The sequence below is a fragment of the Wocania ichthyoenteri Th78 genome, assembly GCF_000789235.1.
GTDB lineage: Bacteria > Bacteroidota > Bacteroidia > Flavobacteriales > Flavobacteriaceae > Wocania_A > Wocania_A ichthyoenteri.
The window spans coordinates 2,706,361-2,731,183 of the sequence record NZ_KN525716.1 but is presented as its reverse complement, the minus strand read 5'-3'; the positions used below and the strand labels follow the sequence as shown (position 1 = coordinate 2,731,183).

The window sequence follows — 24,823 nt, the reverse complement described above, 5'->3', positions numbered from 1 at the left end:
TTTGTCATTGCAAAACTTTTAAAAAGTTGTGGTAATCTGTTTAATTTAAGTTACAATTCAAAAGATTATCATACTTCGACTGCGCTCAGCATGACGCATTTATTTTATTTTAAATCGTAATCCAGCATAATAACTAGCTCCAAAAATTGGGCCATATACAAAGGTAGTATCAAAATTTGAACCAAAAGGATCATTTGCTCCTAAAATGGGATTATCTTGTTTTACATTTGTTATGTTTTCACCTCCTAAATATACTTCAAATTTTGGAGAAAACACTTTGGTTATCTGCGCATTTAAAGTACCAAGTGTTGGTGTGTTTTCTGGCAATTGATATTGAGTAGGATTACCATCTGTTGATGAATAGCGTTGTTCGCCCAACCAATTAAATGTAGCATCAAACTTCCATTGCGCTCCATTTTCTTGCTGATGCGTTTCATAAGATGCATTGGCAAATAAACGATTTGTTGGCACTAATGGTTTTTCTAGTTTCCCTGAATTATAATCGGTTTTAACATCGTAATATTTATAAGCCATTCGTAAATCGAAATGCTCGAATACATTATAATTTAATTCAATTTGAAAACTATTTGCATAACTATCGCCTTCTAAATTATAGAAACTTACTTCTTGTGGGTTTTCAAAATCTACTACCACTTGATTTTTAAAATCGGTTCTGTAATAATCTAAAGTAAGATCTGCTTTTCTTCCAAAAAGATTAAATCCTTGTAAAAAAGATACGCCGTAATTCCATGCTATTTCTGGATCTAATCCATAAATATTTCCATTGGTGCTTAATATATTAATAGCTCTTGATGTTGAGAATATACTTTGGTTTTCGGCAAAAATATTAGCACTTCGTTTTCCTCTTCCGAATGATGCCCGTAACGCCGATTTTTCCCAAGGCGTGTATCGTGCATGAACACGAGGCGTAACAAAAGTTCCCATTAAATTATGATTATCTATTCTAACTCCAGCAGTTAAATTTAGCTTATCGAGGTTATCAAAATTATACTCGAAAAAAGCACCAACTGAACGTTCGGTTCTTTCGTAATCATCTGTATTTACAAACTCATCATAATGATCGTAAGTATAACTAATTCCTGTTTTAATTTTGTGCCTAGAATCACTAATAATAGAATTATAAATGGCATTGGCATATAGACTATTATGAGTAATGTCGTATTGATTTAAACCAAAATACGATTCTTGTTTATGGCTACTAAAAGCCGTTTGCACACCAATACTTTGCCAAGGAATTTCGGGATTTACATATCCTAATTTAGCTGATACTTCGTAACGTTGCGTATCAATTTCACTTCCCCAGGCATTAGTTGTTCCTTTATCGGTTTTAGGGTTAAAATTTACTTGACCTGTTTGCTTTTCATCATTTAAAAACTTTAAGTTCACAAAAGTTACAAAGCCATTTTCACCATCTGTATATTGCCAACGATTCATCAAATTAACCTGCTCTTGCAAAGGCATATCTAAAAACGTATCGTTATTCTTATCGTGTTTTGCTTCTCTAAGATTACCATGTAAATACAAGCCTGTACTCCATTTATCGTTTACTGCCGTGTTTAAATGTGTGTTTAATTCTAATCGTCCATTTGCATTGGCATAAGCATTTACAAACAACTTATCGTCTTTAGTTGGCTTAACCAATTCTGCATTTATTTGCCCTGCAATACTTTCAAAACCATTAACCACACTTCCTGCACCTTTGGTAATTTGAATGCTTTCTACCCAAGTCCCTGGTATAAAACTCATCCCAAAAGCTTGAGATGCACCACGAATGGATGGAATATTTTCAGTAGCAATTAAAATATACGGACTCGTTAATCCCAACATCTTTATTTGTCGCGTACCAGTAACGGCATCGGCAAAATTAACATCGATAGATGGGTTAGTTTCAAAACTTTCTGACAAGTTACAACACGCTGCTTTAAGTAATTCGTCACTACTAACAATAAACGTATTAGTAGCTTGCAAATACGATTTTGCTGTTGCTTGCTTTCTCGAAGTTATCGTTATAGCATCCAAATTATCTGTTGACCGTAACCAATGATGTACCATTTTTGGCTCATTTATAGTTATCGTATCGGTTTTAAAACCAACATAACTTATCACCAGTTTAGTATATTCCTTTTTATATGGAATGGTGAATTTTCCATCAATGTCTGTGACTACTCCAACCGAAGTATCGAACCAATATACATTAGCGCCAGCTAATCCTATATGCTCATTTTTATCGTTTGCTTCCATAATCATTCCGCTTATTTTGTCTTGCGAAACACTTATTAGGGGAAGCATTAATATTATATATATTAAATTTTTCATTTTTAATTTAGGTTTTTAATAACATGATAACAGCCATAATAATCATGATGCTGTTTTCTATAAATGTAGCTTTGGTCATTGGTAATTTTAAAGCGGTTCCGAGGCATGCACACTGAATCGCTTTTTTATCTAAAAGCGTTTTGGTAACGCCAATAGTAGTAATTCCTAAAATGACTAAAGTGATAATTAATGCTATTGGAATTTGAATGCGCATTAAAAAAAGTAACCCTAATGCTAATTCTATAAATGGATAAAACCATCCATAAACAGAAATTAACTTTGCCACTGGATCGTACATTTTAAAAGATTCAGGGAATCCTTTTAAGTCTAAAAGCTTAAAGAAGCTAAAAACAATGTAGAATAAACCCATAAAATCGAGCATAAATCCATTGGTGTTCCAAGGTTTATAATTCAATAAGGTCGATGCGCCTATTATAAAAGCAAAGATTAAAAACAACGGAAAAAGTTGTTGTAAATCGTTTTTTTGTTCTTCTTGTACTGCTGAAGATTCAAAAACATTTCTTTCTTTTTTTTCTGAAATTGTATATTTATTAGATAGAGTCTCCTGTAAAGATGCTGTTGAAATATGCTGGGACATTTCGATAGTCGCTTCACTTTTTTCAATATTTACTGAAGCTTTAACAACATGCTTTAATGCATTCAGTTTATCTTCAACCGAAGCCTTGCAACCATTACAGGTCATTCCTGTAACTGAATATGTATGTATCATGATTTTGTATTTGATTTAAATAAATAATTTTAAATTTTCGCTAAAGCGGAAATGATAATCATTTAAAAAATCAAATTAAGAAAGTATCATTAAGTACTTGTATATCCGTGACCAGATTTGGTGGCGAATAATCTTTATGAGGAATAATCTCTTTTTCTAATGTTTTAAAGAGATTGGTATATGAATATGCAAATGATGCTAAAAATTGTTGTTGCTCAAATTCTAAATCGTCAAACGATGAGAATTTTAGTTCATCTTGACCTTGAACAACTTGTAACTCATCTTTACAGCAGGTCTTTTTTTGCTGGATTTCTAAAGCTTCCATTTCACATTTTTCAGCTTCAGTAAACATAGAAACATCAACTAAAACATCACCACAAAAATGCTTTTCAATAGTAAAAGATACTGTTGAGAATAGCACCAAAAATGCTAGCAATGTTGAAAAGCTTTTATGTAAAAACTGTTTTATCACAAGGCAAAAATACAAAAACTTAAAATCATTCTTCCTATTTTATAAAATGATTAACAGTTAATTTTTTAGCCTATGATAATAAAACGCTGGCAATAGTAGAATTAAAATTATAGGTTGAATTAAAAATCGACGCACATTAAAAAAAATATAATACGTTTCTTGTTGAGGGTTTAAAACAAAATATAAGTAGCCAAGTATCAATAAAACAAAAGCAATCATATAGATTAATACAGAAAATTTGATAATACTTTTATCCGTAAAAAACACAAATAGAATAACTAATGAAATAACGGTATTTAAAGCATATCGTAAAATGGTGAATGCTGTAACCTTGAAAACTTCAACATTTGGACTATCGGCATATAAATAATCGTTTTTAAAAAAAACTAAATACGGGTCATAAAATAAGTCATTTTCAAACCAACGAATTAAAATTAATAACCCGAAACCTACAAAAAGCAATCCGTATTTAACTAATTTACTCATGCTTCTTTTTTAAGCTTGAAAAACGATTCACCCAAAAAAACCATAACAAAAAAACCATTCCATAAATAATAGCTGGAAAAACAACACCATGCAAAACACTTTCGTATTCTGGATAGTTATAAAGCGCCATGCATAAAATAGCAATCCGAAATAAATTTACCGCATAAATTAATACACTACCTGAAAGTATAAAAAACAAGGTGGTTTTTAGTTTGCCAGAAAAAGCGATAATAAACGCCATAAATAGTATAATAACGCTTACCGCATTGCATCCTTCAATAACTCTTGCTAAATAGTTGCCGTTTACAATTACTTTCATAGAAGGTTCGTCTGGGTGTGGTAAAATTTGTGTATTATACCCAAAAGTGTTTAGCAAAGTCTCGGTTTGTTTTGCAACCAAATGGGTTAAATAATCTGGATAGTATTTTAAGCCTTCAGAAACCTCTAAATAAAAATGATACAACCCTGAAAACAATACATACACTAATAAAAATGTAAGTATAAATTTTACAACTGTCTTATATTTAATAAAGAGTTCCTTCAAAAAAAGCGCTTTTAAATAATTTGGAGCTTAAAAATTTTCTAAACTAAATATCGAATTTACATCTTTTTAAATACTTTTACCAAAACTTTTGAATTTATGCTTTTTGAATTGCTAAAACAACAAGTAGAAACTATTGTTTCTGACACTACAAAAACAACAGATGAACGTTTATTATCTGTTTGTCAATTATTAGAATCGCATATTGATTACTATAATTGGGTTGGTTTTTATTTTGTAAATGGCGATAAAAAAGAATTGCATTTAGGGCCTTATGTTGGCGAACCAACCGACCATATTATAATCCCATTTGGAAAAGGCATTTGCGGACAAGTAGCGGTTAGTAATGAGAATTTTGTGGTGCCCGATGTGGCAGCTCAAGATAATTACATTGCTTGCAGTATTACCGTAAAGGCAGAAATTGTGGTGCCCATCTTTGTGAATGGAAAAAATATTGGACAGATTGATATCGACTCCAATACACCAGACCCTTTTACTAAAAAAGACGAACGGTTTTTGGAGTTTGTTTGCTCTCAAATTTCTTCGATACTTAAATGAATCCCAAAAACCAAACAATAAGTTTCAAAACATACTCATGCTTAAAACTTGTAATTTATTTTTTTTTGGAATTTGACACAACTGTTAACAACTTCTCTATTTAGTTAAAAAAAGCCACGCTTTTTTAATTTTATCACCCTTATTTTTTAGTTGAAATAATTACTTTTGCATTTTGAAAACAACCTTTCAATACATTACGTTGAAAAACCATAAAACTATCATTCCCGTAAAAACGAGAATTTAACACAACACAACAAAAATGAGCAACAAAAAAACGATTAAATCTGCACTAATTTCGGTATTTAGTAAAGATGGATTAGCACCAATTGTTAAAAAACTAAATGAACAAGGCGTTACAATATATTCTACTGGTGGCACAGAAAAATTTATTAACGATTTAGGCATTAAAGTTGTTCCGGTTGAGGATGTTACATCTTACCCTTCCATTCTTGGTGGTCGTGTAAAAACGTTACACCCAAAAGTTTTTGGTGGTATTTTAAATCGTCAAAATCATGATGGTGATATTGCAGAATTAGCTGAATATAACATTCCGCAAATAGATGTGGTTATTGTGGATTTATATCCGTTTGAAAAAACAGTTGCTTCGGGTGCAAGCGAACAAGATATTATTGAAAAAATTGATATTGGTGGTATTTCATTAATTCGTGCTGCTGCTAAAAATTATGCTGATGTTATTTGTGTATCATCAGTTGATGATTACGCGGAGTTTTTAGAGTTGATTTCTGAAAACAACGGCAGTATTTCTGAAGAAAACAGAAAACGTTTTGCTGGAAAAGCATTTAATGTATCATCACATTATGATACTGCTATTTTTAATTACTTTAATAAAAACCATGATGAAGCGGCTTTAAAAATTAGTGAAACTAAAGGAAAAGTTTTACGTTATGGAGAAAACCCACACCAAAAAGGGTTTTTCTTTGGGAATTTTGATGAATTATTTACAAAACTCCATGGTAAAGAATTAAGCTACAACAATCTTTTAGATGTTGATGCTGCAGTTAATTTAATGTTAGAATTTAAAAACGACGCACCTACTTTTGCTATTTTAAAACATAATAATGCTTGTGGTTTAGCACAACGCAACAGCTTACACCAAGCTTATATTGATGCCCTAGCCGGTGATCCTGTTTCTGCTTTTGGTGGTGTTTTAATTAGTAATACTGAAATTGATTTAGCAACTGCAGAAGAAATTCATAAATTATTTTGTGAAGTCGTTATTGCGCCTTCTTTTGCTGCTGAAGCTTTAGATATTTTAAAAGGTAAAAAGAATAGAATTTTACTAGAAATTCATGATGTTGACATGCCTAAAACAAATGTAAGAAGTTGCTTAAATGGTGTTTTAGTACAAGACAGGAACAATATTACAGACAAGGCTGAAGACTTAAAAAAAGTTACAAACACCGCACCTACCGCAAGTGAAATTGATGACTTAATATTTGCATCAAAAATTTGTAAACACACCAAATCAAATACGATTGTTTTAGCAAAAAACAAACAACTTTGTGCTAGTGGCACAGGACAAACCAGTCGTGTTGATGCTTTACAACAAGCGATACACAAAGCGCAATCTTTTAATTTTGATTTGAATGGCGCAGCCATGGCGAGTGATGCTTTTTTTCCGTTTCCAGATTGTGTGGAAATTGCTAAAAATGCAGGGATTAGTGCAGTTATTCAACCAGGAGGCTCTATAAAAGATCAATTAAGTATTGATTATTGCAATGACAATAATGTAGCAATGGTTATGACTGGTACACGCCATTTTAAACACTAATCTTTTTAATACCGTTGAATTTTAGTAGATAAGCGGTTAGGGATTGATGCGGCATCCTTTTGCTTTTTTGCAAAAAATATAGCGGAAAGCCCGACCACTTACCTTGAGCGCAGCTGAAGGGCTGTGGTAACGTCCAAAAAATTATAGTCTAAAAATCGATGAAAAGCGTATAAGAAGTAATCTGTATTGTTAAATCGAATTTTGAGCAGCATATAACTTATATATTTATTTACTTTTATTACATTTACAAGATTAGTTAACAACCCTTTAAAAACGACTTATAGCACATGGGCTTTTTTGACTTCCTAACCGAAGAGATTGCAATAGATTTAGGTACTGCAAATACACTTATTATACATAACGACAAAGTTGTTGTTGATGCACCATCGATAGTTGCTCGCGATAGAATTACTGGAAAAATAATTGCAGTTGGTCAACAAGCCAGTTTAATGCAAGGTAAAACGCATGAAAACATAAAAACTATTCGCCCGCTAAAAGATGGTGTTATTGCGGATTTTGATGCTTCTGAGCAAATGATAAGTATGTTTATTAAGAACATACCAGCATTAAAGAAAAAATTTTTTACACCAGCATTACGTATGGTTATTTGTATTCCGTCTGGAATTACCGAAGTAGAAATGCGTGCAGTAAAAGAAAGTGCAGAACGTGTTAATGGAAAAGAAGTATATTTAATACATGAACCTATGGCTGCGGCTATTGGTATTGGCGTAGATATTATGCAACCTAAAGGAAATATGATTGTTGATATTGGTGGTGGTACTACCGAAATTGCGGTGATTGCTTTAGGAGGTATTGTTTGCGATAAATCGGTTAAGATTGCTGGTGATGTATTTACAAACGATATTGTTTATTATATGCGTACACAACACAATTTATATGTTGGTGAACGTACTGCTGAAAAAATAAAAATACAAATTGGTGCTGCTACTGAAGACTTGGAATTACCTCCAGAAGACATGAGTGTTCAAGGGCGTGACTTGTTAACAGGTAAACCTAAGCAAGTGCAAATTTCTTTTAGAGAAATTGCCAAAGCTTTAGATAAATCTATTTTACGTATTGAAGATGCAGTTATGGAAACCTTATCTCAAACACCTCCAGAATTAGCTGCCGATATTTACAATACTGGTATTTATTTAGCTGGTGGAGGCTCGATGTTACGTGGCTTAGATAAACGTTTATCGCAAAAAACAGATCTTCCTGTTTATATTGCCGAAGATCCATTACGTGCTGTAGTTAGAGGAACTGGTATAACACTTAAAAACTTACCTAAATACAAAAGTGTATTGATTAAATAAAAGCATAAAACAGTCCCTAAATCATGCAACAGATTATAAATTTTATAATAAGAAACAAAAGATTTTTGCTATTCTTATTCTTGTTTTCTGTATCTATTATTTTTACTATTCAATCGCATTCTTACCATAAAAGCAAATTCATAAATTCTGCTAATTTTTTAACTGGTGGTGTATATAATTCGTTTAATAATTTAAGTGCTTATTTCAATTTAAAATCTCAAAATCAGCTTCTAACAGAAGAAAACAATTGCTTAAAATCTATATTATATAATTCTGAAAGCACAAAAGATTCAGTGTTTATTGATAGTATTTCTTTTAGAAAAACTTACAAATTTACTAATGCCAATATTATAAAAAACAGTTATTCTGCCACAGACAATGTACTACTAATAAACAAAGGCATTAAAGATAGTATTAAAGAAGACTTTGGAGTTATTACTAGTAAAGGTGTTTTGGGTATTATTGATGATACTAGCGGTAATTATTCTACTGTAATTTCTATTTTAAATACAACAAGTCAAATAAGTGCTCAGTTAAAAAAAACAAATCATTTTGGGTCTTTAACATGGAATGGTGGTTCGCCAAATATTGTGCAGTTAATAGATGTTGAAAAAATAGCACCAGTTGCTGAAGGTGATACGATTGTTACTTCTGGGCGTTCCTCTATTTTTCCTAAGGGAATTCCAATAGGTATTATACAAAATTTTGAATTAGATGTAGCCGAAAATTATTATGAAATTAATGTAAAACTGTTTAACGATATGACCAACCTTGAGCATGTTTATATTATAAAAAATGGGGATGCCGAAGAAATTACTAATTTACTAAACCAAACGAATGAATAGTATCATCTCAATACATAGCATTCGTTTTATAGTACTCATTTTAATTCAGGTATTGATATGTAGTCATATTAATTTTTTAGGATACATTAATCCTTACATTTACATACTTTTTATCATTTTATTTCCTGTAAAAAATAATCGCTCTTTATTTATTTTTCTAAGCTTTTTATTAGGGCTAACTGTTGATTTATTTTTAGATTCTGGTGGTATTAATGCAGCTGCTTGTGTGTTTATTGCTTATGCAAGACCAATTATACTAAAGTTTTCTTTTGGTATGATTTACGAGCATCAAAACATGAAATTCGACACTGTCGATTTTGGTGCAAAACTAACCTATATCACCATCATGACTCTTGTACACCATATCATTTTGTTCTATTTAGAAATTTTTAGCATTTCAAAAGTAATTTTAATCCTTCAAAAAGCGTTATTCTCAAGTATATTTACTATTATACTATGTATTTTAATAACTATTATTTTTAGTCGAAAATCTAAATGAGACAGCTTTTACTTTTTATATCAGTAATTCTTGTTGGTATTGTATTTATTGCTAGACTTTTTTATCTGCAAGTATATACTCAAAATACGCATAATTTATTTGAAGATAATGCCATTAGAAAAGTTTACGACTATCCAAAGCGCGGGTTTGTTTACGACAGAAACGGACAGCTTTTAGTTGCCAATCAACCCTCTTACGATGTAATGGTTATTCCTCGTGAGGTTGAACCTTTAGATACACTTGATTTTTGTAATTTACTAAAAATTGATAAAGCACAATTTATAAAAACATATAATAAAGCAAAACACTATTCTCCTAGATTACCATCGGTTTTTGTGTCGCATTTATCAAAAGAAGATTATGCTGTTTTACAAGAAAAAATGCGAAAATTCACTGGGTTTTATATTCAAAAAAGATCACTCAGAAAATACGAAACCTCTATTGGCGCCAATGTTTTAGGAGATATTGGTGAAGTTAACAATACTATTATCAATAAAGACGCTTATTACAAGATGGGTGATTTAATTGGAAAACAAGGTATTGAAGCATCCTATGAAAAAATATTACGGGGCATAAAAGGTATTAAGTTTATTCAAAAAGATCGATTTAACAGAAATATTGGTCCTTATAAAGATGGTGAATTTGATACCATTCCAGAACAAGGAAAAGACATTACCATTACCATCGATGCCAAATTACAAGAGTATGGCGAATTGCTGATGCAAAACAAACGTGGTGGTGTTATTGCAATTGAACCATCAACAGGAGAAATACTAGCTATGGTTGCAGCTCCAACCTATGATCCTAACGATTTAGTTGGGAGACAGCGTTCTAAAAACTTTAATAAACTAATCCGAGACACTATAGCTAAACCTCTTTTTAATAGAAGTTTACAAGGAGTTTACGAACCTGGGTCACCTTTTAAATTAATGAATGCCTTAATTGGCTTACAAGAAGGTGTGTTAACCCCTAACGAAACAGTAACTTGTTACGCTGGATATAAGTATGGGAATCGTTTTATGAAATGCCATTGCCATATTGGCAAACGAAATAATATGATTAGTGGTATTCAAGAATCCTGTAATGCTTATTTTGCTACGGCATACAGAAAAATTTTAGATAAAACAGGGAATGCCTCTACAGGTATTGATGTCTGGAGCAACCACGCCAAAAGTTTTGGATTAGGCAACTTTTTAGGCTACGATTTAAAAGTAGGACAACCAGGAAGAATCCCAAATAGAGATTATTACAAAAAAATATACCCTAAAACATTTTACTCAACATATACTATTTCAAATGCCATCGGTCAAGGTGAAGTAGCAACAACACCTATTCAACTCGCAAATATGGTTGCAGCCATTGCCAATAGAGGGCATTATTACACACCACATATCATAAAATCCATTAAAGGTGAAACACTACCTGAAAAATTTACCACACCTAAATACACAACAATTGATAAACAGTATTTTGAACCTGTTATAGAAGGCATGCATCAGGTTTATAAAAAAGGAACAGCAAAATGGGTGCAAGTAAAAGACATTGATATTTGCGGTAAAACAGGAACCGTTGAGAATTTTGCAATAATTGATAGTGTAAGAACTCAATTAACTGACCACTCTATTTTTGTGGCTTTTGCACCTAAAGAAAATCCAAAAATAGCTATCGCTGTTTTTGTTGAAAATGGTTATTGGGGAAGTCGTTTTGCAGGGAAAATTGCTAGCTTAATGATAGAAAAACATGTAAAAGGAGAAATTACCAGAACAGATTTAGAAGATTGGCTTTTAAAACACAGTTTAGAAGACGAATATGCAAAACCATACTCAGGAGAACCTTTTCAAATAAATGGAAAAACAATATTACAACTTGTGGATGATAAAGAATATCGTCGTTTAAAAAAGCATTTAATCAAAATTAGCAAAGCAACAAATTAATGGTTAGAGAAACGAATAGACATTTTAAATTCGATTGGATTACCATTATTCTTTTCTTGCTATTAGTTGGTTTTGGGTATTTGAATATTTTATCGGCATCACACACAGGAAGCACCATAGATTATTTTGATTTCTCGCAGCCTTATGGCAAACAACTTATTTTTATTTTCCTAACATTTGGTTTAATTATCCTTTTACTGGCAGTTGATGCTAAATTTTACGAACGTTTTTCGAGTATTATTTACATTGTTTCCATGTTATCTTTAGTCGGACTTTTCCTTTTCGGAAAAAACGTAAATGGCGCTACATCATGGTATGCTATTGGAGGCATGACCATTCAACCCAGTGAGTTTGCTAAAATGGCAACAGCATTAGCAGTAGCAAAATACGTAAGCGATTTAAATACTAATATTAATTCACTTAAAGATCAAATAAAAACCTTTATAATTATTGCAATTCCAGCAATTTTGGTCCTATTACAAAACGACACAGGTAGTACCATAGTGTATGGCGCATTCTTTTTTGTGCTGTATCGTGAAGGATTGCCTAAATATTATTTAACCATAGGTGTATCTATAATTATAGTCTCCATTTTATCTTTAAAATTTGGAGCAATGATTACATCAATAATAGCAATAATATTGGTTATTGGTTTTCATTTTTTAAGTAAAAAGAAATTACGCTTATTTGAATCCTTATTTATTTTAATAGTAACAATTGCAGTATCTTTTGGAATAAAATTATTTTATCAAAACATATTAAAATCACACCAACAAGATCGTATTAGTCTTTGGCTTCGATTGGAAAAAGATCCCGCTAAATTAGAGCAAATGAAAAAAACGTTTGCTTATAATTTAAACGAATCAGAGAAAGCAATAAGCTCTGGTGATGTTACAGGAAAAGGGTTTATGGAAGGCACTAGAACCACAGGTAAATTTGTGCCAGAACAACATACTGATTATATTTTTAGCACTGTTGGAGAAGAATGGGGGTTTTTAGGAAGCGCCTTTGTTGTTATTCTTTTTGTACTACTTATAATACGTATTTTGCTTTTAGCAGAGCGTCAAAAAACACAATTTAGCAGAGTGTATGGCTATGGTGTGGCATCAATTATTTTTGTGCATTTTCTTATTAATATAGGAATGGTTATGGGTTTAATTCCAACTATTGGTATTCCGTTACCTATGTTTAGCTATGGAGGTTCTGGACTTTGGGCATTTACTATTTTGCTGTTTATTTTCATCAAACTAGATTCTAACAAAATTAATGAGTGGTAGCCCATAATGAGCATTTTATTATTTCACTCTAATGAATAAATTTACTTTTTAAGTTCTAGTTTTTCTGCAAAATAATCACAAAAATCTTTCATGGTTGCCGTCATTTTTTCATCTTGTGTAGCTCGATTAAATGTATCGCTCATCGCCACTAAGGTTTGATGAAAAAACACTTTCATTTCATCAACTGGCATATCTTTAGTCCATAAATCTATACGTAACGTTTCTTGGGTTTTAGCATCCCAAACGGCAAGCATCATCGCTTTGGCCTCTTCATTTGTAATGCCTCCATCTTGCGCTGTCCAATATAACTTTTCTGGAATACGGTTGTCATCTAATTCAACATTCAATTCTATTTTAGAAGTATGATTCTTTGCCATTATTTGCGTGGTTTAAACTTGGTATTATTAAATATGTCTTCAGTAGATTTTATTAACATGTCTTTTAAAGACACATCGTTTTGTTTCATATAAGCGCGTACAATTTGCCATCCAATATATTGCCCTAATTGCCCTGGAGAATCGGCATCAATTTCTTCCAAATAAAACTTAGTAAAAGGTGCAGGGTTTATAAACCGCCCTGGTAATTTAGAGTCTGTGCTAAACAACAACTCACGTTCCACAAAATAACGCCATATATAACTCTCGTTAGCAATTGCCCAATTTAACTGCTTTGGTGAATACCCGATACGTTCTGCATCAGTTTTAAATGGAATTACAGCATCCTTAAAATAGAGTTGTTTTCCAAAATAAATCATTTCGTCTAACAAGGTTTTTTTCGGTTGCTGATAAATATACTTTTTAGCATATTCGCCAGCTAAGTTAACTACAATTTGTTCTTTGGTTAAATTCGCTCTAATATATTTATGAATACTACTGTAAAACTCATGCTCGCTACCTAAATAATTATCCAAAGCAATTACAGTAATGGTATCGGTAACAATTACCTTATTTCTATAACGTACATCATTGGTTACAGTAATTATTCGTGGAGGATTAAATTCTTGAAAATAATATTTTAAATGATTAAATAATGATTCTATTTCAGTTTCAATATCATTAAAAACACTAAATGTTTTATCTACCTCATTAAATAATTGAATTTGTAAAGTATCGGCTTTTTTAGCTAACCAAAATGAATCTGAATATTTCTCAGAAAACATAAAAGGATAAGCTTGTTTTAATTTTGGTAAATCCTCTGAAGTTGCTTCGGCAAACAACCTATCAAAGCGTTCAACTGCAATATCTGTGTTTATTTTAGCAATGCTTTGTTGTAGTGCGTTATCCCTTTTACAAGAAGTAATTATCAATACAATACCAATAAGCAATATTATTTTTTTCATATAAAACTTAAACGACATAAATTTTTATTAATTGAGTGTTTCGTTTATTTTTGTTTACAAAGGTACTATTCTTAGATTAAAAACAGTATTAAATATGCAAACAGAAAAAGTAGTAAATCATATTGTTAATTGGTTAAAAGATTACGCAACTAATGCTGGAGTAAATGGTTTTGTAATTGGCATTTCTGGTGGTATTGATTCTGCTGTAACTTCAACCTTATGTGCTAAAACAGGCTTAAATGTATTATGTATTGAAATGCCAATACACCAAGCAGAAAGTCATGTTACAAGAGCTCAAGAACATATTGCAGAATTAAAAAAAAGGTTTGATAATGTTGATAATACACGTACCGATTTAACACCTGTTTTTGAAGAATTTAAAACTGAAGTATTTTTTGATGGAGACCAAGCTACTATTGATATGGCTTTAGCAAATACAAGAGCGCGTTTACGAATGACAACTCTTTATTATTATGCAGGACTTTACAAATTATTAGTAGCTGGAACGGGTAATAAAGTAGAAGATTTTGGAGTTGGTTTTTATACTAAATATGGTGACGGTGGGGTAGACTTAAGCCCAATTGCAGATTTAGTAAAATCTGAAGTTTACAAATTAGGTAAGTTTTTAGAAATCTCAGAACCTATAATGAAAGCAGCACCAAGTGATGGCTTATTTGGTGATACTAGAAGTGATGAAGACCAAATAGGAGCATCATATCCAGAGCTTGAATGGGCAATGAAAATGCATGATGTAGGTAAAACTGCAAAAGATTTTTCAGGTAGAGAACAAGACGTTTTTAAAATTTACAAACGCTTTAATTCTGCCAATAAGCATAAAATGGTTCCAATACCAATTTGCGAAATTCCCAATAATTTAAAGTAAGTGTTGTGATTTTAACAAAAAGCCTTATCTTTGTCTTTAATTACTGGTAAATCTCTCAATTATAATTGTAAACCTCTCACAATTATAATAATTACTAACCTTTAAAACCCTAATAGCAATGATAAAATTATTAATAGCAGACAATCACCCCATTATTAGAAAGGGACTAGAACATCTTTTTTCAGCTTCTACAGACATTAAAATTGTAGGAAGTGTAGACGATGGCGACTCCATTTTAAACTTTATTAAAAAAAATGATGTTGACATTATTTTGACGGAAACAGATTTCCCAAAACTTAACGGTTTAACCGTTTTACGTTATTTAAAGAAAGACTATCCAGACATTAAAACTATTATTTTTAGTGGTCAGCCAGAAGAAGTATATGGCATTAATGCCATTAAAGCTGGTGCTTCAGGATTCATTTCTAAATCCGTTAACATTATAACCATTAACGAAGCTATTTTAAAAGTTTCCAAAGGTGGTATTTATTTAAGTGATGCTTTAACGCAACAATTAGCTTTTGGAGCTAAATCAAACAAATCTGGTTCTTTTTACAAAAAACTATCAACTCGTGAGTCTGAAGTTTTAAAGCTTTTAACCATTGGTAGAAAAAATAAAGAAATTTCTAAAGAGCTAAACATTAACGAGAAAACAGTAAGTACATATAAAGCGCGTTTAATGAGAAAACTAAAAGTAAATAACTTAGTTGATCTTGTAAATCAAGCAAAACTCTCAGCAGAGTTATAAAACGCGGTTAAGCTTTCTAGACAATAACATTTTTAGACCCGAATAGTCTTTTACTTCTTCAAGTATATTTCTATTCGTGTCTATTTTGTTTTGTAATGTTTCATTCTGAAATCCTTTCACCTTTTGCTCTATTAAAAAACAACGTAGGCTTAAAATAGTTTCGCTAACCAATTGTGAAATACTTTGTTTTTTCGATTTAGGAAAAATGTTCATGCGTTCCCAATCATCTAAAGTATAACGCTCATCTTCCATTAAAATAGTAGTAATCTGGCTAGAGGTTTCTGAATCTACTGAATTTATAAATGATTTTAGATTAAATTCTGGATTCTGATTTAAGGTATCAATGATTGTATAATACAAGGTTTTAAATTGAGGGTTCGAGAATTCCATTTCATCGTCTTGCAAATCTAAAAACACTTTTTCGAATACTTTAGCTTGATGAATTACGGGCTCTAAAACAAGTTCGCCTTTGTCGTTTTCTTTTAAAACCAAATCTTCAAAATCTTCCGTTTCATTTCCATAAAGTAACAAAACTTCAATAATTTTTCGCTCTAAAACATATTGTACATCAACCTTTTTCACTGGTTGTTGGTGTTTTATAACATCAAAAGCTTTTTGCTCGTTTTTATGTTTTTTATTTTCTTCTTGAAACTCTTTTTTATTAATTTGAGCCAACGTACTAAATAAAACTTCCTCGCTAATGTCCATAATTCTGGCACACTCTTGAATATAGATTTCTTTTTTTATACGATCTGGAATTTTAGAAATACTATTTACAATATCTCTAACTGTTTCTGCTTTTTTTATAGGATCGTTTTTTGATTCTTCAAACAAAACCGATGCTTTAAATTGAATAAAATCTTTAGCATTTTCATCTAAATAAAGAGAGAGTTCTTCAAGCGTATTATTTTTTGCAAAACTATCTGGGTCTTCGCCTTCTGGAAACGTACACACTTTTACATTCATGCCTTGTTCCAAAATTAAATCGATACCACGGAGTGAAGCACGCAAACCTGCTGCATCACCATCAAACAAAACGGTAATGTTTTTTGTAAGTCTGTTTACAAGTCTAATTTGCTCCGAAGTTAATGCAGTTCCTGATGATGACACTACATTTTTTATGCCTGTTTGATGAAACTGAATAACATCGGTATAGCCTTCAACTAAATAGCAATTATCTTCTTTTGCAATACTTTGTTTGGCGTGATAAATACCATACAATACTTTACTTTTATGATAAATATCGCTCTCTGGAGAATTTACATATTTAGCTGCTTTTTTATCGGTAATTAAAATACGACCTCCAAAACCTAACACACGACCACTCATGCTTTTTATAGGAAACATAACGCGCCCTTTAAACCTATCAAAACGCTTAGTTTCTTTAACAATAGTAAGTCCTGTTTTTTCAAGATAATCTATGTTATAACCTTGTTTTAAAGCCTCATCTGTAAAGGCTTGCCATTCATCTAAAGAATACCCTAAGTCAAATTTTTTAATAGTCTCTTCGGTAAAACCACGCTCTTTAAAATAGCTTAATCCTATTGACTTTCCTTGGTCGGTTTTATGTAATATTTTTTGAAAATAAGTGCTTGCAAACTCACTAACCAAATACAAACTTTCACGTTCGTTTGCAGCTTCTTTTTGCTCATCAGACTGAACCGTTTCTTCAATTTCAATATTATACTTTTTAGCTAAATACTTAATCGCTTCTGGGTAAGTGAAATGCTCATGCTCCATTAAAAAAGCTACCACATTTCCTCCTTTTCCACTTGAAAAATCTTTCCATATTTGTTTTACTGGCGATACCATAAAACTTGGAGATCGCTCGTCGCTAAACGGACTTAAACCTTTAAAATTACTACCTGATTTTTTAAGATTTACAAAGTCACCAATAACCTCCTCTACTCTGGCGGTTTCAAATACTTGGTCTATGGATGATGGTGATATCAATGGAGAAAGCTTATTTTATGTGTAAATGTAATATAATCTATTCATTTAAGAAATGTATGCGATTTATAAATTTGATATTGATAGAAAAACAAGTAATTTCGTTAACAATACTATTATTACGTTTTGTTTAATTTATCAATCAAATTATGTCTTATTTTAAATCTTTATTAATTGCTGCCTTGTTTTTATTTGTTTTAAACTTAAACGCTCAGGAAGCAATTAACCCTTATAACCCTGAACCAAAAATGGAAGCTTTAAAGGACAGAAAAGGCAAAAAAACAACAAAAATGCACTTCTTGGTTTTTGGCGATTCTAAAGGTTCTAAATATTTCCCTCTGGTATTAAAACGTGCAGATGCCTTACAACCAGATTTTTGTATTACAACTGCCGATTTAGTTAATAAAGGCGGAGGTGAACAAGGAAAAATAGACTATAAACTCCTTGATGATTTAGGGGGTTGGTTTATGCGAAAATATCCTATGTGGCCAACAGTTGGCAACCATGAAGAAGCAGGAGGAGATGATGGTGTTGAAAATTTTACCAATTTTTTTGGAATGAAAAAAACCATGTATAGTTTTGAATATGGAAATGCTAAATTTATTGCTTTGCCATGGCCAAAGATAGATACGGACAAAAAAAAGCTTAAATGGTTAAAGAAAGAGCTAAGAAAAGCACGTGGTAAACATATTTTTATATACAAGCATCGTCCGCATTACACAGTAGGTTCTAAATCTTACGAAGATGTAGATGGGGCAGAAACAGAAACCACTAAACTGTATGACAAATATAATGTCACAGCTGTTTTTAGTGGGCACGACCACATTTATTATAGAACAAAACGAAATAATACAAACTACATTATTTCTGCAGGAGCTGGTGCTCCCATTTATCGTTTGCACAGAGAAAAAGATGCTATTGCTGGTGATGTGTATTATGGAAGGCTTTTAGATGAAGGTAAAACAAACGATTCCATACCTTTTAAATTTCATGCTGCTAATGGTACCGAAACTGGTTTAGCTGAAGCCATGTATTATGTGCTTTCAGTAAAAATTGATGGCGATAAAGTTTCAATTGAAATGATTGATGAAAAAACAGGTAAGGTTTGGGATAAGACAGATATTAATTGAATAACGTATTCATTAATGACTAAAAATAAAAAGGTTGCTTTTAATCTTATAAAATAAACCTTTTATGTTCAATTATGTATTTAATCCATATCAAATCGAACTCCAAGAGAAATGTTATTCTGATCTGTAATTTGGTCTTTAAAAATAGGGGATAAATCGTATTTCACATATAAAGCTGTACTACCAACCGCTATATAACTACTTATACCGTACACTAAATTAGTTGTATTCAAGCCGCCTTTAATTTTATCTTTTTGTCTATTTCCATCAACTCTATACTTTAATTTTTGACGCGTACCAATATTAAAACCTGCATATCCGCCAACTCCAATTTTAAATTTATTACGAGTAGAGTACCTAAAATAATTATCTTTCTCAATCTTTTTTGATGGTCCAAACTCAAAATGCACCGGGAAGACCAAGTTAGTAATAGATAATTTAGATTTTTTAAGATTCTCCGGAAACACCTCCAACATGGCTTGATCACCTTGCCTTACAAAATACTGATTATCATTAGGTTTCAATCCATTTATTTGAAATGAATACCCGTATTTAAAACGTAAAAAATTGGTGTTTTTAAATACCCGCGTTTTCCAAGCCCAACCTATTTCAAAAAATCGCGAACCTCCAAATTTATATGGAGAATCATCTAATTTAGCTCCTTCAACAATGGCATTATTTAAACCAAAAGCTAATACCAAATCGCTAGTGGTTCGCCTATCATATTTTTTATGTTTGTGCTTATCACTATTCCTACTTCCTATAAATATAAATTCATCATCAGTTTCATCCCCTCTTCCTATCCTAAACACAAAACGATTATCTTCATCTCCATTATTATAAATGGCATCGTTGCGTTGATAAAGCGAAATTTTATTATTAATAATTGCTATTCTATTTTCAATATTTAAAGCGTGCTTTTTTGCTGCTGCCTTTTTTAACTTATCAGCTTCTTCGCTTGTAATTTCATTTCTATCTAATTGTTGATTAATGGCTTCAACTTCAGCTTTTAAATAATCACGCTCCTCGGTTTTAACCTTATCTTTTAAAGCTCTTAAAGTTTCTATTTGTCCTTGATTATTTCCATTGGAAATCGTGTCTTGCGCATTGATTAAGTGCACATTTAAACACAGCACTGCGAGTGCTAAATACTTAGTAATGGTTTGCATAACTGTTCGTTTTTGATCCCAATATTGGGCTATTGATTATTGATTATTGATTAAATTTTGATGAATTTTTAGTCGTTACGTTGTGCAACAGCTGTTTTTACCGTAATAAAATTTTCTTTCAAAGCTTTAAAAACTTTGTCTCTAAAAGACTGATCTAACTCGTATTCAACATCTTGAAGTAATGCCAAAGCATCAACTTTTTTAGTGCTTTTATTGTATAAGCGTTTTAATTTAATGTCTTTTTGTGCTTCAGCCAACAACGCTTCTATTTCGTTTTCCGTAACTTGGTTTTCTCCATCTTTTATGGTCTTAACTTGGGCTATAACTTCCTGTATTTTTTGTTCTTCGAGTGTTAACTTTTCTGAAACTATTTTGACAGATTCAACAGTATTTTCTTTTATAGATTGAATGGGTTTCTCTTTAGCAATAAGATTTTTTTCTTTAGTTAGATTAGGCTTAATTATAATTGATTTTTTTTGAATTTGAATTGATTGTTTATCTTCTTTTAATTTGATTTCTTCTAAAACTTCTTCAATACTTTCACTAGCGATTTTATGGATTTCATCTTGTTTTACAACTTCTGGAGTGTCCACAATTTGTGGTGTAATCTGCTCAACAGACTCATTCTTAAAAACTTGTGTAATTACTAATAAAACACCTATAATACTTGCTGCAATACCCAACCACCAAAACGATTTATTACTCCGTTTTTCTTCTTGATTTTCTAGACGATTAGACAATTTACTCCACGCATCAGCAGACGGTTTTATTGTTCTTTTTTCAAGCTTATCTTTTATGTTCTTTTCAAATTTATTTGGTGCCATAGCTTGTTGTTTTATTTAATTCTTTTAATTTTTCTTGAAGCAATTTTCGTGCTTTAAATAGTTGTGATTTTGATGTACCTTCAGTTATATTCAACATATTGGCAATTTCGTGATGCTTATATCCTTCAATGGCGTACATAATAAACACCTTTTTATAACCATCGGGAAGCGTATCTATAAGTTGCTGTATTTCGCCAACTTCTATGTCGGTTTTAATGTTGTTGGTATAATTGTTTTCATGTTCAATATCTTCAACTACAAACTCAATATCTTTTTTTTGCCGTAAAAATGAAATGGATTCTCGAATCATAATACGTCGCATCCACCCTTCAAAACTGCCTTCATTTTTAAATTTCTTTAAATTAGAAAATACTTTAAAAAAACCATTAAGCATCACTTCTTCCGCATGTTGTAAATCTTTTATATAATACCTACAAACACTTAACATTTTTGGAGCATGCAACTCGAACAACACACGTTGTGCTTCACGATTATTTTTAATCGCTCTTTTAATAAGCTCAGATTCGTTTTTATGGAGTTGAATGACTTTCAAAAAAATGATTTTATATGGTCTTCTATTTATAAAGACGCAAATGTTGTGCTAAAGGTTGCCTAGGGTGAAAATTTATTTTTATAAATGTAGTGCAATACCAATAATCATTTAAAATAAACCAGTCTTTTAAGCGTTTTTAGTTTTCAATTTAGTGATAGAGATAATTATTATCTTAGCGAGATACGTTATAAATAACAAATGAAAAAAGTCATTACCATTATGCTATTAACAGCGCTTACTGCAGGAACAATTCAAGCCCAAGATTGGGCAAATTTAAAACGATTTCAAAAAGAAAACACTGAATTACAAACTCCTAAACCAAACGAACATCGTATTGTATTTATGGGCAACTCCATTACAGAGGAGTGGAAGACGATTCGTCCAGATTTTTTTGCTAATAAGCTATACGTAAATAGAGGCATAGGTGGGCAAACCACACCACAAATGCTATTACGATTTAGACAGGATGTTGTTAATTTATCGCCAACGGTTGTAGTTATTTTAGCTGGTATTAATGATATTGCGGGCAATACGGGGCCTTCAACTATTAAAATGATTTATAATAATATAATATCTATGGCAGAATTAGCTAAGGCTAATAATATAAAAGTGATTTTATGCTCTGTGCTTCCTGCGTATGATTTCCCGTGGCGACCAGGACTTGAGCCTGCCGAAAAAGTTATAAAGCTAAATACCATACTAAAATCTTATACCGAAAAGCATAATCTAGTTTATGTCGATTATTTTTCGGCAATGGTAAATAAATCAAATGGTTTAAAGAATGAATTAGGGAGCGATGGCATTCACCCAAATACAGCAGGATATAAAATTATGGAACCTATTATTGAAAAGGGTATTGCTGATGCTTTAATTGAATAGCAAATAGATAAGTATTTATCTATTAAAACCACAAAGTAATATAACAAAACTTGAATGCTAAAAAGAATAATTTTATTTACTTTTTTATTTTTTACAAGCTTTATATCTCTAGCTCAAACTCCCGAAAAAACAGTTATTGCAAAAAGAGGTGACGGTATATATTCTCTACTTCGGAATAATGGTTTAGACCCTACAAAATATTTTAAAAAATTTATAACCCTAAACAAGAAAATACTAAAAACCAACAATCAATTATTAATTGGTGAAACATACTTACTCCCAAATACCGAAGTTTTAATTGAAGAACCCCATATTATAACTGATAACATTACATCAAAAACTATAGATAGTATTGCTCCCATAAAAAAAATAAGCTTTCCTCTTTTTGGAAAAAAATACAGCGTTTTTAATCTTGAAAGCAAAAAACTTAATAATGCCATTTATTATTTAATTTCTGGTCATGGTGGTCCAGACCCTGGAGCCATTACAACATATAATAATAAAACTATTTCTGAAGACGAATATGCTTACGATGTTACGTTAAGACTTGCCAGATTATTACTTACTAATGGAGCAAAAGTTTATATTATTATTAGAGATGAAAATGACGGCATAAGAGATGAACGTATTTTAGAAGTTGATTATGATGAAGTTTGTTATGTAAATAAAAAAATTCCGAGACACCAAACATTACGCTTACGACAACGCACTCGAACTGTTAACGCCTTATACATGAAACATAAAGGCACTTACCAAAGGCTTATTGTAACTCATGTTGATAGTAGGAGTGAAAATAAAAATATTGATGTTTTTTTCTATCATCATAAAAAAAGTAAAAGTGGAAAACGATTAGCCACTAACATTCTAGAATCATTTAAACAAAAATATGCGGAACATCAACCCAATAGAACATATGCTGGATCGGTTAGCTCACGAAGTTTGTATTTAATTAAAAACACCTTCCCGCCTATGGTTTATATTGAATTAGGAAATATTCAAAATGAAAAAGATCAGAAACGGATTCTTGATTATAAAAACAGGGAAGCTCTAGCTAAATGGGTATTTAATGGGTTGTTGAATGATTTTATTAATTAGTAGTTCTTTTGTCACTCCGTACTTGATACAGAATCTACAAAGCATTAAACACATATTAATGTGATACTGAAACAAGTTCAGCAAGACAAACCTATCCAATCAACCCTTTTACAGCATCAAAATCCAATCCACCATAATCGCCAGAGCTCATTAAAAGCAATGCTTTGTTATCGAAGTTTTGTGAGAATATAAAAGCTTTAAAATCTTCTGGATTGGTGTAAATAATTAAATCGTCTCGTTGAAAAGCGTTAGCAATTTGCTCGTGTGTTACGGCGTCTAATTTTTTAATTTCAACAGCATGTGGCGAATAAAATACTACAGCAACATCGGCAGCATTTAAAGCGCCTTTATATTCTTTTAAAAATTCAGCATTTAAACTGCTATAGGTATGCAACTCTAAACAGGCAACTACAGTGCGGTTAGCATACTGCTCTTTTACGGCATTGGTTGTGGCTTCTACTTTACTTGGTGAGTGCGCAAAATCTTTAAAAGCTACACTAGTTTTACTTTCTGCAATTTTTTCTAGGCGCTTACTAGCCCCTTTAAAGGTAGAAATGGCTTCGTAAAAATCGTCTTCATCAATACCCATGTGCTGACAAATCCATTTTGCGCCGGCTAAATTATTAAGGTTGTGTTTACCAAAAACTTCAATAGGCAAATCGCCTTCTGGTGTTTCTAAAAGCGTTTGCCCGTTTTCAACGGTATATTCTGGAGTTTGATATGCTATTTTTCGTATCGTATTTTCGCTAACTTCAACAACACGTTTTACTTCGGTATCTTCTTCGTTATAATTAATACTTCCGCCTTTTACAATAGAGTCTATAAAAATACTGAACTGCTCTACATAATTTTCATAAGTTGGAAACACGTTTATGTGGTCCCAAGCAATACCACTTAACAGCGCAATATTAGGTTTATACAAATGAAATTTTGGTCGTCTGTCTATGGGCGAGCTTAAATACTCATCGCCTTCTAAAACTATAAAATCGTTGTCTTCGGTAAGTTTTACCATCACATCGAAACCTTCTAACTGCGCACCAACCATATAATCTACATCCCTATCATGATAATGCATCACATGCAAAATCATTGAAGTTATAGTTGTTTTTCCGTGACTCCCACCAATAACTACTCGGGTTTTATGTTTAGATTGCTCGTATAAAAATTCTGGATAACTGTATATTTTCAAGCCTAATTCTTGTGCTTTTAATAATTCAGGATTATCAGCTTTGGCGTGCATGCCTAAAACAATAGCATCTAAATTAGTTGTTATTTTTTCTGGAAACCAACCAAACGTTTCTGGTAATAACCCTTTAGCATTTAATCGAGATTTTGAAGGTTCGTAAATAACATCGTCGCTTCCTGTTACGTTGTAGCCTTTATTATGTAATGCTATGGCTAAATTGTGCATTGCTGATCCGCCAATAGCTATAAAATGTACGTTCATTTATCTTGTTTTGAAGATT

At 31.6% G+C, this 24,823-nt stretch carries 24 protein-coding genes; 12 read left to right on the top strand and 12 right to left on the bottom strand.

Going from position 1 to position 24,823, the window contains the following annotated elements; all coding sequences use genetic code 11:
* Positions 1-99: 99 nt before the first annotated feature.
* From RG22_RS11845 to xrtF, 5 genes are all read right to left on the bottom strand, one after another.
* Positions 100-2,337: a TonB-dependent receptor gene (locus RG22_RS11845; protein ID WP_034043489.1), complete on the bottom strand. Its 2,238-nt coding sequence runs from the start codon at positions 2,335-2,337 to the stop codon at positions 100-102.
* A gap of 7 nt (positions 2,338-2,344) precedes the next feature.
* The gene (locus RG22_RS11840) at positions 2,345-3,067 is read right to left on the bottom strand and encodes a heavy metal translocating P-type ATPase (protein ID WP_034043486.1); all 723 of its coding nucleotides are present in this window, start codon (positions 3,065-3,067) and stop codon (positions 2,345-2,347) included.
* 70 nt (positions 3,068-3,137) lie between these two features.
* Complete coding sequence (locus RG22_RS11835) at positions 3,138-3,539, bottom strand: HYC_CC_PP family protein (protein ID WP_052143722.1); 402 nt, start codon at positions 3,537-3,539, stop codon at positions 3,138-3,140.
* A gap of 57 nt (positions 3,540-3,596) precedes the next feature.
* Positions 3,597-4,025 carry an exosortase F system-associated membrane protein gene (locus RG22_RS11830; RefSeq protein ID WP_034043483.1) on the bottom strand — a complete coding sequence of 143 codons (429 nt, stop codon included), beginning with the start codon at positions 4,023-4,025 and terminating at the stop codon, positions 3,597-3,599.
* Complete coding sequence (gene xrtF / locus RG22_RS11825) at positions 4,018-4,569, bottom strand: exosortase family protein XrtF (protein WP_052143721.1); 552 nt, start codon at positions 4,567-4,569, stop codon at positions 4,018-4,020. The genes RG22_RS11830 and xrtF overlap by 8 nt, the downstream gene beginning before the upstream one ends.
* 96 nt (positions 4,570-4,665) lie before the next feature.
* Between xrtF and RG22_RS11820 the strand changes: the two genes are divergently transcribed.
* From RG22_RS11820 to rodA, 7 genes are all read left to right on the top strand, one after another.
* Entirely contained in the window at positions 4,666-5,124 is a 459-nt protein-coding gene (locus RG22_RS11820; RefSeq protein WP_034043481.1) for a GAF domain-containing protein, read from the top strand.
* A gap of 259 nt (positions 5,125-5,383) precedes the next feature.
* Positions 5,384-6,916 (top strand): bifunctional phosphoribosylaminoimidazolecarboxamide formyltransferase/IMP cyclohydrolase, encoded by a 1,533-nt coding sequence (purH, locus tag RG22_RS11815; protein ID WP_034043478.1) that lies wholly within the window; start codon positions 5,384-5,386, stop codon positions 6,914-6,916.
* A 287-nt stretch (positions 6,917-7,203) separates the two neighbouring features.
* The gene (locus tag RG22_RS11810) at positions 7,204-8,232 is read left to right on the top strand and encodes a rod shape-determining protein (RefSeq protein WP_034043475.1); all 1,029 of its coding nucleotides are present in this window, start codon (positions 7,204-7,206) and stop codon (positions 8,230-8,232) included.
* A 23-nt stretch (positions 8,233-8,255) separates the two neighbouring features.
* The gene (mreC, locus tag RG22_RS11805; protein ID WP_034043473.1) at positions 8,256-9,077 is read left to right on the top strand and encodes a rod shape-determining protein MreC; all 822 of its coding nucleotides are present in this window, start codon (positions 8,256-8,258) and stop codon (positions 9,075-9,077) included.
* On the top strand, positions 9,070-9,576 hold the full coding sequence (locus RG22_RS11800; protein WP_034043470.1) for a hypothetical protein: 507 nt from the start codon (positions 9,070-9,072) through the stop codon (positions 9,574-9,576). The genes mreC and RG22_RS11800 overlap by 8 nt, the downstream gene beginning before the upstream one ends.
* Positions 9,573-11,510, top strand: a complete 1,938-nt coding sequence (mrdA, locus tag RG22_RS11795) for a penicillin-binding protein 2 (RefSeq protein ID WP_034043467.1) — start codon at positions 9,573-9,575, stop codon at positions 11,508-11,510. The genes RG22_RS11800 and mrdA overlap by 4 nt, the downstream gene beginning before the upstream one ends.
* On the top strand, positions 11,510-12,787 hold the full coding sequence (rodA, locus tag RG22_RS11790) for a rod shape-determining protein RodA (protein ID WP_034043464.1): 1,278 nt from the start codon (positions 11,510-11,512) through the stop codon (positions 12,785-12,787). The genes mrdA and rodA overlap by 1 nt, the downstream gene beginning before the upstream one ends.
* A gap of 41 nt (positions 12,788-12,828) precedes the next feature.
* On the opposite strand, the gene gldC is transcribed toward rodA, so the two are convergent.
* Complete coding sequence (gldC, locus tag RG22_RS11785) at positions 12,829-13,164, bottom strand: gliding motility protein GldC (protein WP_034043461.1); 336 nt, start codon at positions 13,162-13,164, stop codon at positions 12,829-12,831.
* Complete coding sequence (gene gldB / locus RG22_RS11780; RefSeq protein ID WP_034043458.1) at positions 13,164-14,126, bottom strand: gliding motility lipoprotein GldB; 963 nt, start codon at positions 14,124-14,126, stop codon at positions 13,164-13,166. The genes gldC and gldB overlap by 1 nt, the downstream gene beginning before the upstream one ends.
* Positions 14,127-14,220: 94 nt before the next feature.
* On the opposite strand from gldB, the gene nadE reads away from it, so the two are divergent.
* Together nadE and RG22_RS11770 are read left to right on the top strand one after the other, a co-directional pair.
* Positions 14,221-15,009: an NAD(+) synthase gene (gene nadE, locus RG22_RS11775; RefSeq protein ID WP_034046030.1), complete on the top strand. Its 789-nt coding sequence runs from the start codon at positions 14,221-14,223 to the stop codon at positions 15,007-15,009.
* A 118-nt stretch (positions 15,010-15,127) separates the two neighbouring features.
* On the top strand, positions 15,128-15,757 hold the full coding sequence (locus RG22_RS11770) for a response regulator (protein ID WP_034043457.1): 630 nt from the start codon (positions 15,128-15,130) through the stop codon (positions 15,755-15,757).
* Here RG22_RS11770 and dnaG read toward each other — a convergent pair.
* The gene (gene dnaG, locus RG22_RS11765; protein WP_034043455.1) at positions 15,752-17,710 is read right to left on the bottom strand and encodes a DNA primase; all 1,959 of its coding nucleotides are present in this window, start codon (positions 17,708-17,710) and stop codon (positions 15,752-15,754) included. The two genes, RG22_RS11770 and dnaG, sit on opposite strands and share 6 nt — an antisense overlap.
* Positions 17,711-17,856: 146 nt before the next feature.
* Between dnaG and RG22_RS11760 the strand changes: the two genes are divergently transcribed.
* Positions 17,857-18,837: a metallophosphoesterase family protein gene (locus tag RG22_RS11760; protein ID WP_034043453.1), complete on the top strand. Its 981-nt coding sequence runs from the start codon at positions 17,857-17,859 to the stop codon at positions 18,835-18,837.
* 80 nt (positions 18,838-18,917) lie between these two features.
* Here RG22_RS11760 and RG22_RS11755 read toward each other — a convergent pair whose 3' ends face one another.
* From RG22_RS11755 to RG22_RS11745, 3 genes are all read right to left on the bottom strand, one after another.
* Complete coding sequence (locus RG22_RS11755) at positions 18,918-20,006, bottom strand: hypothetical protein (RefSeq protein ID WP_034043451.1); 1,089 nt, start codon at positions 20,004-20,006, stop codon at positions 18,918-18,920.
* Positions 20,007-20,074: 68 nt separating this feature from the next.
* Positions 20,075-20,830, bottom strand: a complete 756-nt coding sequence (locus RG22_RS11750; RefSeq protein WP_034043450.1) for a hypothetical protein — start codon at positions 20,828-20,830, stop codon at positions 20,075-20,077.
* Complete coding sequence (locus tag RG22_RS11745) at positions 20,817-21,383, bottom strand: RNA polymerase sigma factor (RefSeq protein ID WP_034043449.1); 567 nt, start codon at positions 21,381-21,383, stop codon at positions 20,817-20,819. The genes RG22_RS11750 and RG22_RS11745 overlap by 14 nt, the downstream gene beginning before the upstream one ends.
* Before the next feature lie 198 nt (positions 21,384-21,581).
* On the opposite strand from RG22_RS11745, the gene RG22_RS11740 reads away from it, so the two are divergent.
* Together RG22_RS11740 and RG22_RS11735 are read left to right on the top strand one after the other, a co-directional pair.
* Positions 21,582-22,262 carry an SGNH/GDSL hydrolase family protein gene (locus tag RG22_RS11740; RefSeq protein ID WP_034043448.1) on the top strand — a complete coding sequence of 227 codons (681 nt, stop codon included), beginning with the start codon at positions 21,582-21,584 and terminating at the stop codon, positions 22,260-22,262.
* Between the two features lie 54 nt (positions 22,263-22,316).
* Positions 22,317-23,357, top strand: coding sequence for an N-acetylmuramoyl-L-alanine amidase family protein (locus RG22_RS11735; protein WP_034043447.1), 1,041 nt, complete (start codon positions 22,317-22,319; stop codon positions 23,355-23,357).
* Positions 23,358-23,448: 91 nt separating this feature from the next.
* Here the strand turns inward: RG22_RS11735 and RG22_RS11730 are convergent, their stop codons facing one another.
* Positions 23,449-24,804, bottom strand: coding sequence for a UDP-N-acetylmuramate--L-alanine ligase (locus RG22_RS11730; RefSeq protein WP_034043446.1), 1,356 nt, complete (start codon positions 24,802-24,804; stop codon positions 23,449-23,451).
* Between the last annotated feature and the right edge of the window lie 19 nt (positions 24,805-24,823).